The sequence below is a fragment of the Peribacillus saganii genome (genome assembly GCF_003429095.1).
GTDB classification, from domain to species: domain Bacteria; phylum Bacillota; class Bacilli; order Bacillales; family DSM-1321; genus Peribacillus; species Peribacillus saganii.
The window spans coordinates 1-15,753 of the sequence record NZ_QVTE01000018.1 but is presented as its reverse complement, the minus strand read 5'-3'; the positions used below and the strand labels follow the sequence as shown (position 1 = coordinate 15,753).

14 protein-coding genes are annotated in these 15,753 nt (G+C 40.0%); 4 read left to right on the top strand and 10 right to left on the bottom strand.

The genetic code is table 11. The features are described from left to right. Nucleotides 1–178: 178 nt before the first annotated feature. From istA to D0469_RS08385, 3 genes are all read left to right on the top strand, one after another. Nucleotides 179–1,723 carry an IS21 family transposase gene (istA, locus tag D0469_RS08395; RefSeq protein WP_117326309.1) on the top strand — a complete coding sequence of 515 codons (1,545 nt, stop codon included), beginning with the start codon at nt 179–181 and terminating at the stop codon, nt 1,721–1,723. Further along, complete coding sequence (gene istB / locus D0469_RS08390; RefSeq protein ID WP_117326307.1) at nt 1,723–2,487, top strand: IS21-like element IS643 family helper ATPase IstB; 765 nt, start codon at nt 1,723–1,725, stop codon at nt 2,485–2,487. The genes istA and istB overlap by 1 nt, the downstream gene beginning before the upstream one ends. Before the next feature lie 406 nt (nt 2,488–2,893). Next, entirely contained in the window at nt 2,894–3,481 is a 588-nt protein-coding gene (locus tag D0469_RS08385) for a peroxiredoxin family protein (protein WP_117326305.1), read from the top strand. 279 nt (nt 3,482–3,760) lie between these two features. Here D0469_RS08385 and D0469_RS08380 read toward each other — a convergent pair whose 3' ends face one another. The 9 genes from D0469_RS08380 to sigW all read right to left on the bottom strand — a co-directional run bounded on the left by D0469_RS08380 (nt 3,761) and on the right by sigW (nt 13,678). After that, nucleotides 3,761–4,132 carry a hypothetical protein gene (locus tag D0469_RS08380; protein WP_117326303.1) on the bottom strand — a complete coding sequence of 124 codons (372 nt, stop codon included), beginning with the start codon at nt 4,130–4,132 and terminating at the stop codon, nt 3,761–3,763. 15 nt (nt 4,133–4,147) lie between these two features. Continuing rightward, a complete protein-coding gene (locus D0469_RS08375) occupies nt 4,148–4,666 on the bottom strand; it encodes an acyl-CoA thioesterase (protein WP_117326301.1) in 519 nt (172 codons plus the stop codon). A gap of 258 nt (nt 4,667–4,924) precedes the next feature. After that, on the bottom strand, nt 4,925–5,821 hold the full coding sequence (gene cidR, locus D0469_RS08370) for a cidABC operon transcriptional activator CidR (protein WP_117326299.1): 897 nt from the start codon (nt 5,819–5,821) through the stop codon (nt 4,925–4,927). Between the two features lie 243 nt (nt 5,822–6,064). After that, nucleotides 6,065–7,867 (bottom strand): glutamine--fructose-6-phosphate transaminase (isomerizing), encoded by a 1,803-nt coding sequence (gene glmS, locus D0469_RS08365; protein WP_117326297.1) that lies wholly within the window; start codon nt 7,865–7,867, stop codon nt 6,065–6,067. A 556-nt stretch (nt 7,868–8,423) separates the two neighbouring features. Then, nucleotides 8,424–9,770 carry a phosphoglucosamine mutase gene (gene glmM / locus D0469_RS08360; protein ID WP_117326295.1) on the bottom strand — a complete coding sequence of 449 codons (1,347 nt, stop codon included), beginning with the start codon at nt 9,768–9,770 and terminating at the stop codon, nt 8,424–8,426. Nucleotides 9,771–9,811: 41 nt separating this feature from the next. Then, nucleotides 9,812–11,137, bottom strand: a complete 1,326-nt coding sequence (locus D0469_RS08355; protein WP_117326293.1) for a CdaR family protein — start codon at nt 11,135–11,137, stop codon at nt 9,812–9,814. Next, a complete protein-coding gene (gene cdaA, locus D0469_RS08350; RefSeq protein WP_117326291.1) occupies nt 11,130–11,951 on the bottom strand; it encodes a diadenylate cyclase CdaA in 822 nt (273 codons plus the stop codon). The genes D0469_RS08355 and cdaA overlap by 8 nt, the downstream gene beginning before the upstream one ends. Before the next feature lie 523 nt (nt 11,952–12,474). Further along, a complete protein-coding gene (locus D0469_RS08345; RefSeq protein WP_117326289.1) occupies nt 12,475–13,101 on the bottom strand; it encodes an anti-sigma factor family protein in 627 nt (208 codons plus the stop codon). A gap of 13 nt (nt 13,102–13,114) precedes the next feature. Then, complete coding sequence (sigW, locus tag D0469_RS08340) at nt 13,115–13,678, bottom strand: RNA polymerase sigma factor SigW (protein ID WP_117326287.1); 564 nt, start codon at nt 13,676–13,678, stop codon at nt 13,115–13,117. A gap of 166 nt (nt 13,679–13,844) precedes the next feature. Between sigW and D0469_RS08335 the strand changes: the two genes are divergently transcribed. Further along, a complete protein-coding gene (locus D0469_RS08335) occupies nt 13,845–14,018 on the top strand; it encodes an aspartyl-phosphate phosphatase Spo0E family protein (protein ID WP_117326285.1) in 174 nt (57 codons plus the stop codon). 65 nt (nt 14,019–14,083) lie between these two features. Here D0469_RS08335 and rocF read toward each other — a convergent pair whose 3' ends face one another. Continuing rightward, the gene (gene rocF / locus D0469_RS08330; RefSeq protein WP_199478424.1) at nt 14,084–14,980 is read right to left on the bottom strand and encodes an arginase; all 897 of its coding nucleotides are present in this window, start codon (nt 14,978–14,980) and stop codon (nt 14,084–14,086) included. Nucleotides 14,981–15,753: the final 773 nt, after the last annotated feature.

Genomic DNA, 15,753 nt, shown 5'->3' with positions numbered 1-15,753 from the left:
CCCTCACCGCGAAGCCTATGAATCTCGTTGTAAATCATCAGCCTTTTGTAAACGCTAGAATATAATTGACAGTTTTCGCTTGATTAGATTTTACACTTTTGCTCTATTAGCCTAAAACTTTAGTAAAATAGTTTGCGATGTTATTTTACTGGAGGTTAGGATTTTGGAGGAGAAATTAGTGTTGTATGTAAAGATTCAGGAATTACATAAACGGAAATTTAAAGTAGCACAAATCGCTAAGGAGCTTAAGATCTCAAGGCCAACTGTCTATAAATATTTAGATATGACATTGGAGGAAGCAAAAGCTTACACTGAAGAATTTCATGGGAGGAAGAAGAAATTAGACAGCTATAAAGACTGGATACTTGCCTGGTTAGAAGAGTACCCGCACCTGAGTGGTGCACAGATCCATGATTGGCTCCTTGAGAGATACCCCGATCTGGTAGTCGGGGGAAGTACTGTGAGATCTTATGTAAAAGAAGTCAGGGAAATCTATCAGATTGAGAAGAAAGTGATTGTTCGTCAATACGAAGCAGTCCCTGAACAACCAATGGGTAAACAACTTCAGGTAGATTGGGGTGAAACAAAGCAGAAGACTACTGACAATAAAGAGATTAAGCTGTTCTTCATTGCGTTTGTCATGGCTCACTCAAGGCAGAAATATATGGAGTGGCAGACACGTCCTTTTACTACAAGAGATGCGATCCGGTGTCATGAAAATGCATTTCAATTTTATGGAGGACGCACGGAAGAAATCGTATACGATCAGGATCACTTAATCACAGTTAGCGAGAATGCAGGGCAACTGCTTTTAACAGCTGAATTTCAAAGTTATGTGAATGAACGTAAGTTTAAAGTTCACCTATGCAGAAGAGCTGACCCGGAATCTAAGGGCATGATTGAAAATGTGGTGAAGTACATAAAAGGCAATTTCGCAGACAGTCGAGTGTTTAGCGACATAGAGGATTGGAATCATCGGGCATTACAATGGCTCCAGCGTACCGGGAACCATCAGGTTCATCAAACAACGAAAAGAAGACCAGCAGAAGTGTTTCTCCTCGAAAAGCAACACTTACAGCCAGTCTCTTCGTTACTTTCTTATGAAAGTACCAATAATCCAAGTATAACAAGAAGTGTAAGTAAGGACAACACCATCCGATACAAGTCAAATCGCTATTCCGTTCCACTTGGGACTTACCAAACAAACTCTGAGAATCTTGTTTTGATTGAAGTTAAAGGTGCAGAACAACAAACGCTCGTAATTCGAAAACAAGCAGAAGGTGAAATCATTGCCGAGCATGGCATCAGCTTAGAAAAAGGAAAACTAATTCAAAATCGCAATCACACCCGTGATCGCTCAAAAGGGATTGAAGAATTTAAACAACGCCTGATTTACTTTTTTGAAGATCAGAAACAGGCAGCTGCTTATTTTGATGAGATCAGTCAAAGATACCCAAGGTATCTGCGTGATCAGTTCGCTATCATTCATCAAGTGATTAAAAAGTATCCAGCGTTTATTAATATGGCGATGACCAAGTGCACGACAGAAAGGCTTTATAGCGCCAACGATTTTCGCGATATTGTGTATCACCTGCATACGTCGAATAACCAGCCTGTACAGGAGATAGAAGCCCTTTACTCCAAATCAGCAAAACATTCTAATATCAAGGCCTCTACTCGATCCCTAAATATGTATATTAGCATTTTAGGAGGTCGTGCATGATGAATAAAACTGTAAATGAATTGCAGAATCAATTTCGTCAGTTACGCTTATCAGAAACCGCGGAGGAGCTGCCAAAGCTTCTTCGCGAAGCTGAAAAAGCTTCATGGACCTACTTAGAATTTTTAGAGTCTATTACGCGATATGAACTAGCAAAGCGTGAAGCAAAAAGCCTTGAAAAAAGAATGAAATGGGCACGCTTCCCTTTCGTGAAGTCATTAGATGAGTTTGAACTGAAAGGTCAAAACGTTCTGACTGCCCGTCAGCTAACACAACTCAGAGAGTTAAGCTGGCTGGAGCAACAGTACAACTTAATCCTATTAGGTCCACCTGGCATTGGAAAAACGTATATAGCAATTGGGCTTGGGCTCGAAGCTGTTCACAGAGGATTCAATGTCTATTTCGTCACAATGGGTGAGCTTGTACAGCTCTTAAAGACGGAAGAATATCTGAACAAATCAAAGGTACAACTCAAACGGCTTAGAAGTGCCGATTTAGTCATTATCGACGATTTGATGTATATGGCGATGGATCAGAGAGAAGCGAACCTATTCTTTCATTTGATCAACCATCTATACGAACGAAGTTCGATCATTCTCACCTCAAATAAAAGTCCAGATGAATGGGGTAATTTAATTGGGGATCAAGGTATTACAACTGCCATTTTGGATCGGTTACTTCATCGTGTGGAAGTCATTCATGGTGGAGAGAATGAGGAAAGTCATCGTATGAAAAATCAGAAAAGCATATTTTCAGCAGAAGTGTAAAAAGGAAATGAGCAAAAAGTGTAAAATTCGACTTGACGTCTACACCTTTCCACTCCTGTTTATTCCTCACTTTCCATAGACTGATTTAAGTATATAGAAAGTGGGTTCATTAAGGGTAAACTGTGGATTCTTATTTGTTGGAATCTGTTTATCCTTATTTGTGGAAAACTGTTGATTTTAGTTTATCGTTTACAACAAGTTCAAATCTATGCTTTTCATTATAATTTTTAGCATTATTTCTTATCAATTGAGACCCTAATAATATAATTGGTCGATTAATCCAAATCGAATACTTAAAAAAATGTTTATTTTCATCTGTTAATCCAAATACTGATTATTATTTCTGTATGTTAGTAGCAATCATGTTATTTACTTATTCTTCCAGATAAGAAGGAGGACTTTGAAAATGAAGAAGAATTTATTGGGGATTACAATAATAGTTATTGCCATAGCAATCGTTCTACTAAACCTGGAGAAACCAAAAGTAAGTAAAGATTTATCCACAGGGGGTCGTGATCATGTGGGCATTAGGGTTAACGCTAGTGAATCAATGGCTGCAACAACCTTACCTGAAGTAGGATCCGTACCGCCTGATTTCCACTTAACGACACTCGAAGGTAAAACCGTCAAGCTTTCAGACTTTAAAGGAAAAAAAGTCATTTTAAATTTCTGGGCAACATGGTGTCCACCCTGCAAAGCAGAAATTCCACATATGCAGCGTTTTTATGAAAAAAATAAAGATAAAGACGTTATAATCCTTGCCGTTAATCTGACTAGTGAGGAGAACGGGCAAGCAGCAATAGAAAAATTCGTGAAGAAATATGACCTTACTTTCCCTATTCTTTTAGATAAAGAAGGACAAGTTGGTGAGACCTACCAAACCTTTACTATTCCAACCAGCTATATTGTTGATACACAAGGAGTAATAAATAAAAAAATAGTGGGCCCGATGGATGAAGAAATGATGACAAAATTTATTAACGATGCAAGATAGTAAATAAGAATGGCATTTCTTGAAGGGTAAGATACAGTTTGAATATTATTTGAACTTCGATGACGAATAGATAATATAGCATTTTCCATTAGAGTTGTTCACTGTGGTTTTCCTAAAAATAGGCAAAAAAAGAGGGACGCAATGGTCCCAACCTTTTAGCAGACCCTTGGCAGTGTTCTAAATATCTCTCCACCAGAACCCTAAATCCCTAGCTGATCCAAAACACATTTAGGAACTAATTCATTTCCAAAAAGGAATTTCATTTTACGATTTGCCGTTTTACCTAATGCAAGTTGTATCTACAAATGATTCAGGTTTCATACCGAGTACTAAAAGGCTGATTTTTGCGTAACCGGCATTTCTGAAGTCAGAAAAAGTTTGTTTTAATACTTCGTAATCTTGATCATCTTTTAATTTTTGCACTTCTTTTTTATATAAGCGAAGAACAGAACCATACACAAAATTCGGGGCATATTGGCCCGGATCCTCATCCATAATTAAACATCCCATGTAATAATATTTAAATTGGAATGCACGTGTAAGATTAACTATATCCAAAAGTTTTTCAAAAAGACTTGGATAGTCTTTTTTTAACTTTTCAAAGGCTTCTTTGGTGGAGTTTAACTCATCAATACTAGATAAAGTTATCATAAATTCTTCCTCCTTTTATTTATCCCATGGTTTTTCCAGTGAAATATACTCAGCTAATTCTTTACTTTTTTGTCTTCTAAATCTGCGAATCTCTGCTCTTTCTTTAGCTGTGTTATACAGAAATTCTTCTTCCTTTGTTTCTGGTATAACAGTTGGAACATCAACAGGCCGCTTATTTTCATCCAACGCAACAAAAGTCAAAAATGCCGTAGCAGCAATTCTTCGTTCGCCACTCATAATATCCTCGGCAATGACTTTACAAAAAATTTCCATAGATGTTCTTCCTGTATATGTTACAAACGATTCCACACAGACTGAATCAGTTTGATGAATTGGGCATAAGAAATCGATAGAGTCTGTAGATGCCGTCACACATTCTTTCATCCTTGAATGTCTGCGGGCTGATAAAGTTGCGGCATCATCGAGCTTTTTCATCAGAACGCCGCCAAACAATGTATTGTAGTTATTTAAATCGCATGATAATACTTGAGCTGTATTAATAATACGGCTTTCTCTCACTTTTTTTGCTTCCATTTAGAGTAGCTTCCTTTCATGATGTGGATTCTAGCTGGTAACTACCATATGCAAGTTAATAAAAGGTTTTTCCGCCTGTTCCTAGTGTACGCCTCATGGATCAGAGAGTAAAATGGTTATATTTTATCAATAGTATAGCTTTTGTCTATGTAAACACTTACAAGTATGCATCATATATATAAATCGTTGGAATAAAAAAACGATTCTCCATAAAGAACCGTTTTCTGGAAATATAGAATATCTATAATCATTATTGAACTAATCTTCTTGATTACCCATTTTAAGCTGTTCTATAGTGAAATTCAGCCATTCTTTTGCAGCATAGGAGAAGTATTGATCTTTGCCCCAAATAATTGCTAGGTGCCAACTGATAGATGGGTTTACCACTTTTACCGATTTTACATTTTTATTCAATTGGTTACAAACGCTTTCCGGCAAAAGAGAAACTCCCAATTTGCCTGCAACCATTTTTTCTATAAAAGATGGTTGTGAACTTTCTGAAATAATGTGTGGATTAAAGCCTGCACTGTTACAAGAGTGAATAATCCGGTCGTTTAGGACAAAGTCCTTATTAAATAAAATAAACGATTCATTTGCCAATTCAGCCAAATTGACTTCCTTTCTTTCTGCTAGAGGGTGCGACGGGTGAAGGATAAGCTTTAGATCCTCTTCCATAAATGAAAAATGCTCAAAGATGTCATTCTTGGTGGGAAGAACAATTACACCTACATCAAGAAGATTGTTTGCTACATCTTCTTCTATTTTCTTTGAACCTTCCTCGACCAGCTGGAACGTAATCCCAGGGTATCTTTCGTGAAAGCCCCCAACTATTTTAAGAAAATAATGTGCATCAAATATTGGCGGTAATCCAATGCGTATATGTCCTTTTTTTAACCCTGTAAGGTTATCTAACTCAATTTCTAAATTTTTGAACGCTTTGTCAATTAATTTTGCTTGCTCCAAAATGATACGTCCTGCATCCGTTAAGGTTAATTGCTTCCGAGACCGGTCAAAAAGAGCAACCCCCAACTCTGTCTCAAGGTTTTTAACCATTTTACTAATGGTTGGTTGAGTAATATATAGATGATCAGCAGCCCGCGAGAAACTATTAAATTTGGAAACTTCAATAAAATATTGTAAATGTTTGATATCCAATATCTCACACCTTCTTGTGATTCAAATTATATGGATAAGACCTAGAGTTATCTTAAATATCTTAAAAACTACAATTTCATCTTTTTCCATGGCTCTTTGCCAGTTAAATTTTTTGCTCAAAATAAAAAACTGGTCAAAGTTTACCTGACCAGTTTATTATAGCCGACTTGTATAGATAACAACCCAGTTGTACCGATTACAACTGGGTTGTATTAAATAAATATCTTCAGCTAAGCTTCAACCTTACTCCACAGTAACTGACTTCGCAAGGTTACGCGGCTTATCCACATCACAGTCGCGGTGCAGGGCTGCGTAATAAGAGATTAGCTGCAATGGTATTACAGAGACAAGAGGTGCTAATAATTCATGCACAACAGGCAGTACGAAACGGTCTTCTTCAGTTTCGAGGCCTTTCATGGAAATGATGCAAGGGTTCGCGCCGCGGGCGACTACTTCCTTTACGTTACCGCGGATACTTAGGTTTACGGCTTCTTGAGTTGCAAGAGCGATGATTGGAGTTCCATCTTCAATAAGAGCAATGGTTCCGTGCTTTAGCTCTCCGCCTGCAAATCCTTCAGCTTGAATATAGGAAATTTCCTTTAGCTTCAATGAGCCTTCAAGGCCGACATAGAAATCAAGGGAACGGCCGATAAAGAATGCATTGCGTGTAGTAGATAGGTACTCACGCGCAATTGCTTCCATTTCTTCTTTTGCATCGATAAGCCCATCCATAGAGTTTGCCACAATTCCCAGTTCATGGCCAAGATCTATAGTTGAACTTAAGCCAAGGCTTGTAGCTGTTACATTTGCCAAAATGGAAAGTACAGCAAGCTGAGCTGTGTAAGCTTTTGTAGAGGCAACAGCGATTTCAGGTCCTGCATGCAGCAATAACGTATAATCCGCTTCACGGGATAATGTAGAGCCCGGTACATTCGTGATGGTTAAAGCTTTGTATCCAAGCTCTTTCACTTCCACTAAAACGGCACGGCTGTCCGCAGTTTCACCACTTTGAGAGATGAAAATGAATAAAGGATTTTCGGACAGTAATGGCATATTATAAACAAACTCAGATGCTACATGAACTTCAACCGGAATTTTAGCCATTTTTTCAATGAACTGTTTTCCCACAAGTCCAGCATGGTAGCTCGTTCCTGCTGCAATAATATATATCCGGTCCGCCGCTCCCATCGCACTAATGATATTACCATCGATAGTTAAATCGCCGCTTTCATTTTGATATGCTTGGACAATCTTGCGGATGACAGCAGGCTGCTCATCAATTTCCTTTAACATATAATGCGGATAGGTTCCTTTTTCAATATCGCTCATGTCCAGTTCAGCAGTATAAGGCTCACGGCTTACTTCCTGGCCATCAAGCTTCTGGATTGATACATAGTCCTTTGTTACAATTACCACTTCTTTATCCATTAGCTCTAGATATTGATCAGTCACCTGAATCATTGCCATTGCGTCAGATGCTACAACATTAAAACCATCACCTACTCCAACAAGCAGAGGGCTTTTATTCTTAGCCACAAATATCGTTTGGTCATTCTGGTCATCTAAAAGCGCCAATGCGTATGAACCTTTTAATAGTTTCAGCGTTTTGCGGAACGCTTCTTCCACTTCCAGTCCATCGTTCACGAACTTTTCAATAAGCTGAACAATGACTTCTGTATCCGTTTCACTGATAAAAGTTGCATCCGATAAATATTCACGCTTTAAAATCGCATAGTTTTCAATAACCCCGTTATGAACCAACGTGAGGCGCCCTGAAGCACTTTGATGCGGGTGTGCGTTGACTCGGCTTGGAACACCATGTGTTGCCCAGCGCGTATGACCAATCCCTGTATTTGCAATAACATTCTGATCTACAGCTTCACGAAGGTCTGCAATGCGGCCTTTTTCTTTAAAAACAGTTACGCCAGCTTCATTTTTAACTGCGATACCTGCAGAGTCATATCCTCTATATTCAAGCTTTTCTAAGCCTTTTAGCAAAATTTCCTTTGAATCCAAGTTACCGATATATCCAACGATACCACACATAAAACTGTTCCTCCCATATGAGTAAAAGGGGACAAGTTTGCGCGGGGGCAAACTTGCCCCCTTATCTCTGAAATTTTATTAGTTGTGTGCACTTCGTTCCTTTTGTGCAGCGAGTTGCCTCCGCTGTTTTGAGGAAGGAATTACGGCTGTGCAGATCAGCCGGGAGGTATCCGCCGAAAATCGATAAACCTCCTCCTCGTCAACTAAACCCTTTCGTCCATAGTTTAGTCCAGGCGCTTTATTATAATGTAAATAACATCTATCCACCTTTCTGTTTTTTGAATAATAACTTAAAAACACGATTTATCTTACCTTACACGGAGCTATTCGTCAATCATCATTTATTAGTAACCTGATTACAAGTCCTTTTATTGACCACGTAAAAAGGACTTTAAACCCATAATAATATTATATGCACAGGGACAAACGGATGTTCACCCTGTGCACTCATGATTTTTACATTTGGATATTTTCATCTCCCTTATATCATAAGACCATTACCAATCAGCTATGAATCTCAAGGGAAAGATGAACAAAATAGCTTACTGCTATCGGACTATTCTAATCCCATTTCTTCCTCAACCACTTTTACAATGCGATGGACATAGGCTTCGCATTGTTGCTGAGTTGGAGCTTCGGCCATAACGCGTACCAAGGGCTCTGTTCCAGAAGGACGAACCAGAATTCTGCCGTCTCCGTTCATTTCAGCTTCTACCTGACTGATTATTTCCTGAACTTTTTCATTCTTTGTTACACCATGTTTATCAGTTACCCTGACATTAACAAGAGTTTGCGGGAACTTTTTCATTTCCGATGCCAATTCAGATAGAGGCTTCTGGGTAATTTTCAGGATATTGACCAGCTGAAGTCCTGTCAGCAAGCCATCACCTGTCGTATTATAATCAAGGAAGATGATGTGGCCTGACTGTTCACCACCAAGGTTATAGCCGCCTTTTTTCATTTCTTCTACTACATAACGGTCTCCAACCGCGGTTTGGGCACTGTTTACACCATTTGCCTCTAACCCTTTGTAGAAACCAAGATTGCTCATGACTGTGGAAACAACAGTCGAATGCTTTAGCCTTCCATGCTCTTTCATGAACTTGGCACAGATGAACATGATTTGGTCACCATCAACAATTTCTCCATTTTCATCAACGGCAATGAGTCGGTCTCCATCTCCATCAAAGGCAAGTCCGATATCTGCCCCTTTTTCCTTCACGAGAGATGCGAGTGCTCCTGGGTGAGTAGATCCTACTCCTTCATTTATATTTAATCCGTTAGGACTTGATCCCATTGTTGAAATATCGGCATCAAGATCGGCAAATAAATGCGTTGCAAGGGATGAAGTTGCTCCATGCGCACAGTCCAGCGCAATGTGGATACCCGTAAAGTCTTCATCTACCGACTGCTTTAAGTATTGCAGGTATTTTTGGCCGCCTTCGAAGTAGTCATTAACATGACCTAAATCCGCTCCAACAGGTCGAGGCAACGTATCCGTTTCCTGATCCATAAGCTGTTCAATTTCATTTTCCTGCTCATCAGATAGCTTAAACCCATCCGGTCCAAAAAACTTAATCCCGTTATCGGCTACCGGATTATGGGAAGCAGAGATCATTACACCTGCCTCAGCACTAAGAGCCTTTGTTAAATAAGCAACTCCGGGCGTTGAAATTACGCCTAAACGCATCACTTCTGCTCCTATGGACAGCAATCCTGCCACAAGAGCACCTTCAAGCATATGTCCTGAAATCCGAGTGTCACGCCCAATCAGTACCTTAGGACGCTTCGTATCTTTCGTAAGAACATATCCTCCAAAGCGGCCAAGTTTGAAAGCAAGCTCCGGTGTTAGCTCACTATTGGCAACCCCTCTTACTCCGTCTGTTCCAAAATATTTACCCATTTGTTATCGCTCCTTATAGTAACTGATTGAATTCCAAAATCTTACGCGTCCTTTTCCACTTTCGTTATTTTAACTGTAGCCTGTGAAGAAGCAAGCTCCCATTTTGCCGCAGCTGGTGCCTTGACTTTAATATCTACGGTATGCTCGCCTTCCTCCAGATTGCTTACATCTATAGATAGAAGGATGTCTGAATCATTTATTTTCTTAAGTTCTTCTTCCGAGCCTTTCAGGGTTACATCTGTTTGTCCCTGTGCTGGCGTTACAAACTCTAATTGGTAATCCTCTGGCAGCCCTGCCGGCTGTACATTCACCTTAGAAATGGTTCTAGTCTTATCAGCCTGTGGCCTTGTCCCTTCCTCTGCTGGAATATCTTCTTTTTCGTCAACCGGATCGGCTGTTTCCTGATTTTCGGGCTCAGCCTTTACCGTTACTGTTACTTCCTTCCTAGATGCTCTTTGAACACCTTCGGGAAGATTGACATCCATATTAAACGTGGTTGAATTATTGATCTTGCTGACATCAATAGGAAGTGTAAGTGCCCCAATATTTGACAATACAGACTCCTCGCCAAATAAGGTAATCTCCTTTGGCTCAGCCTGAATTGCTGAAATTTTCACTCCGTTCTTTGGGCTGCCGGATTGTACAGGCTTTATCGGTACCGTCTTGGAGGGGATTCTTATAGTCAGTGAGGCGTTCACTGTTTCCGGGTCGATGATGACATTGAGCTTGTTGAATTCCCGGTCAAGCGCCCGGACTCGCGCCTCACGGTGTACTGTTCCATTTACTCCACGGCTCAGCTCAATAGTCGCCTTTACATATGAAATCCGGTCAATAATATCCTTAGCCCCTGTAATGCTCACTCTTTCAGGACTGATATCCGGTTTATCGGACGTGTAGCCATCCTCGAGTAAAGTCCGGTCATATTCAGCTTCTACTTTAAATTCCTTCGTAATTTTTTCCTGTACGGAAACCTGCGCATACACTGGGTTAATGCTTACTTTTATTTTTTCGTTAATGTCCTTGATTTTAATAGGTACCCTTTTGTCTCCCATAGAGATTTCTGGATCTGTTAAGTCAATGTACACTTTAAAATCCCTTTGATTTTTTGCTGACAGCAGGAGCACTTTAGGGCCTTCTAATGTAACATCTACTGTTTTAGGCTCCCCGGAAACCACAAGGTTTTCACGGTCATACCATACTTCAACCGGAACAGACTGTATCTTTTCCGTGCCATTTTTCGCTCGGGGAGAAAACAGTGGAGATTCACTTAAGCCTGCCTCCTGAAAACTCACCGATACTGCTAGCAGAATAGCTAAAACTAAAGAAACTACTTTAATAAACCATGAACTATTCATGAGTCTATCCATTCTTCTTCGCCCTCCAGTTCCATCTTGCAGATGAAGATGTTTTATTCTCGAGGGAAAGCTCGCTCTCTAGTAATTCTCTGAAGGTTTCTGCGTTTAATTCCCTATGCAGCTCTCCGTTTTTCGTTAAAGAAATACTCCCTGTTTCTTCTGACACAACAATGGTAATACAGTCAGTGACCTCACTTACTCCTAATGCCGCCCTATGCCTTGTTCCGAGCTCCTTTGAAATAAATGGACTTTCGGAAAGAGGAAGATAGCATGCAGCTGCAGCTACATGACTATTCTGGATAATAACTGCTCCATCATGGAGAGGAGTGTTTGGTATAAAAATATTGATTAGTAACTCCGAAGAAATTTGCGATTGCAACGGTATACCTGTTTCAATATAATCGTTCATCCCTGTTTCCCGTTCTACAGAAATCAGTGCGCCAATTCGCCGCTTCGCCATATAGCTAGTAGCTTTAATGATTGCTTCAATTAATTGATCCGGATTATCATCTTCCTGAACAGCCGACCGGGTAAATAATTTCCCTCGTCCCAGCTGCTCCAAAGCACGGCGTAGTTCCGGCTGAAAAATAATAATAATTGCGAGAAATCCCCAAGTCAGCGCTTGATCCATTAACCATAAAAGGGTATTTAGCCCAAAGGCCGCGCTCAAACTTCGAACTACAACGATGACGAAGATACCTTTAAGCAGCTGGACAGCCTTTGTTCCTTTTATAACCATCAACAGTTTATATATCACAAACCAGACAAGGAGAATATCAATGGAATTCACCAAGAACTCCAAGAAAGTAAAATCGGGTAGTGACATGATACTTCCTCCAGTCGGTAGTTAAGATAAGCATCCGGGCCCAAAGATGACAAATACGAGATATTCCAGCCTGCGCTTCCCCGTCTTAAGCCAAATGGAATTTCCGTTTCGGCTTAGCTGTTGATACTTTGAATTGAACCGGAGCTTAGCATGAAAAGAATAAATTTTAGAAAAGTGCTCTTTCGTCGCAGTATTAATAAGATAAATTAATAACGCCATACGCAAAAAGTTTTTGTCATTATGTAAAAACGTGGTTGCATAGAGGCAGGGCATTTATCATTAACCATAACCCTTTTATTATAACATAAAAAAGATGAACTCCAATTTTGAAATAGCTATTATAAATATGGCTGTTTTTACCTTTTCGTATTTATTTTATTGAATGTTTTGGTACTGGAATTTAAATAAATGAACAAACAGTTCCGGTTTCATGCCATAATAAAAAGCCGGCCCGCCTCCCTCCATTTAAACCTGCAACTATCAAAGTTACTAAGTTCGAAGGTTGGTAACCCAGCCAAAACGGTCACTTTTTTTCTTCATTTTCGTTTATATCTAATACTTCTTTGCCGGTTCCTTTAATGTTATACCACAGCCACTCAAACAACTGGTCAACTTCTTCTATTTCTCCTGTCACATTGCCCGCAGATGCCATATATTGTTTTCCATTAATGACCGTTACATTCCCTTTTACTCTACCCTCAACTTTAATATCGCCATTCCGGACAACTATATCTCCCTCCACGGTTTTTCCCTTTGGAACAATCACCGTACCATTCTCCACCACAAGACTTGGCTGCTTCGAAAAGGAGAATTGCTGATCCTGGTTCCATGTAGATAACACAGTTCCTGACATTAACACGAAAAACATGGCAGCAGCTGTGAGAAATGGATGGTTTCGAAACCACCGTTTTGCTTTAACCTTTTTGTTTTCCTCCGGGAGATTTGCCATGACTCTTGCTGTAAAATCCGCCGGTGCAGCAATGTGGGAGGTACTTTGCACCAAAGCAATTGCCTTTTTTAATTCATGAAAATAATTCCGGCAGTCCTCACATTCTTGCAGATGTTTTTTTAAGAGTTCTTTATTTTCCTCACTGATTTCTTCGTCTAAATACTCATGCATATATTCAATGGCCTCATTAGGGCATTTCATTTCTTTTCACCTCTCATAAATGGCGCAATTGATTTCTCAGCGCTTCCCGGCCGCGATGAATCCTTGTCTTTACCGTGCCAATTGGCAGATCTAAAATATCACTGATTTCTTTTAACGACAATTCTTCTATATATTTTAATACGATAACCGATCGATATTTTTCAGGCAGCTTAATAATCTGCGCCTGGATAGTTTCCTGCAGTTCGAGGGTTTCGAGTTCATCCTCTGGCAATGGGATGTCTGAAGCTAACTGGGAATACATATCAAGCCCGTCTGTTCCCGCCACCTCAGCATCCAGATAAACAGACGGCTTTTTCTTCCTCATCCGGTCTATACAAAGGTTCGTTGCAATGCGGTAAAGCCAAGTTGAAAATTTAAGATCGATATTAAAACTTCGTATATTTACATATGCCCTTACAAAAGCTTCCTGAGCTATATCCTCCGCTTCATGGCGATTCCCCAGCATCCGAAAGCATAATTGAAACACCTTGTCTTTATACAGTTCAACTACCTCACCAAATGCATTTTGGTCACCCTTTAAAACCTGCTTAATTCTTAATTTTACAAGCGCATCCATTCCGTTTTACCCCCGCTCTATGCGGCTATACGATAATTACGAATCGCAAGCTGAAAGGTTTCAAAAATTTATTTCCTTTATTTTAACAAAGTTTTACAATTTGTTGTTTAATATTTTTGAACGTGGGTATATAGTATAAGGAATAAATGGAAAGTGGGGATGCTTAATGGCCTCAGAGCTTGGACAATTACTGAAGAATATCGAAGAATGCCGCGAAAAGATGATTACACTAGCAACTCACTCATCCATGGCGGACGATAAGGTTGTTGAAGCAAGCACTAAACTTGATACCTTATTAAATAAGTATTTTACACTTACGTCTAAAGAAAATCTTTACTAAATAGATGCTTTATATAAATAACCCCTTGTCTTTTGTCCAAGGGGTTTTAGCTTTTATTTACGATCCTACAATAACTTTTCTCCAAATAAAGATCCCATTAATGCAACAGCCACCGTAGCTGTCTTGTTTCGTTCATCTAAAATAGGATTTACTTCGACAAACTCTGCTGATGTTATCATATTTGACTCAGCAAGCATTTCCATCGCCAAATGACTTTCCCGATAACTTATCCCACCGATAACAGGGGTTCCCACACCAGGGGCATCATTTGGATCAAGCCCATCCAAATCAAGTGACAAATGAACTCCATCTGTCCTTCCTTTTAAATAGTCTATCGCTTCCTCCATCACACGGGTCATTCCAAGTCTGTCAATTTCATGCATTGTGAAAACTCTTATGCCTTTCTCCTTGATGAGTTCTCTCTCTCCTTCATCCAGAGATCGGGCACCGATTATTACCACGTTTTCAGGCTTAACCTTAGGTGTATAATCCAAGATATCCGTTAAATCCGGATGGCCCAGGCCTAGACTGACAGCAAGAGGCATCCCATGGATATTGCCTGATGGTGATGTAGCTTCTGTGTTTAAATCGCCATGAGCATCATACCAAATCACACCCAGGTTTTTATAATGCTTAGAGATTCCTGCGAGCGTTCCAATTGCAATACTGTGATCCCCGCCCAGTACAAGAGGAAAAGAGCCGCCCTTTACAATTTCATCCACCTTTTGTGCAAGCTCGGTGTTCATCTTTGCAACCAATTCCAAATTTTTTAAATTGGAATTGGGGTTTTCGATTAATTTTGGTCTGCCAACAACAATATCCCCTAAATCGTCTATTTCTAAATTTAAATTCTCAAGTCGTTCTACGACTCCGGCATAGCGGATTGCACTAGGTCCCATATCGACTCCCCTTCGAGTCTGGCCCAGATCCATCGGCAGCCCCACAATTGAAAGCTTCTTGATTTTCATATCTCCATCTCCCTTTCTAAGATAAGTCTGTGCGCCACCAAAGAGGAAGAACGGGTAAGTTCGCCAACTCCTGTAACGGCGTCGTCCTCACCCACCTCCTGACAAAAAGAAAGCGGACTAGTTCATTCCTTATCCACCGATGCTAGCACATCCTTAAAAGCTGCTTTGTTTGTGAGATGTATCGCTGAAACGCATTCTTCGTCTAGTACAAGTCCGACAGGTACAAAGCAAACGTTGACAGAAAGCCGACTTTGCCTTCCGAAACGATTGGTTTATGACCGGTTGACGGGTTTTAATCACAACAATCGAGGCCTGCTTAAACTCACCAAGCTGTCGCCTTGTTTCATGCGATGTTCTCGCCGCGAAGCATTCCTTATCTTGTGGTGATCCCAGAACTAGCAATTCCTTTGCATCCGGGTTGAGAACCCTAGCTAGACATCTGTTTTGTTTAAAAAAGATTTACTTTCTTTTTCTGCAAATCCAAGTTTTCATAATTTCATACTATTATTTTATATCAGAAAATTCAGATGGTTCAACCACGCAAAAAGATGTATAACTATGCGAAAATAAACAGAAACGAAAACTCCTGGATACATGCAGAATAAAAGGACATTCACAAAGGTGGTGCTCCAGAGCCATAAAAAGCGATTAATGATTAACTGCCCCTTCTTCCCTTCATTGGAGTGGCTCCTTTAAAAGCAAGTGCCTAATTCATGATTTATGGTTCTCCGTCAAATGTTGGGGTGATGACGATATGTCGTCACCCT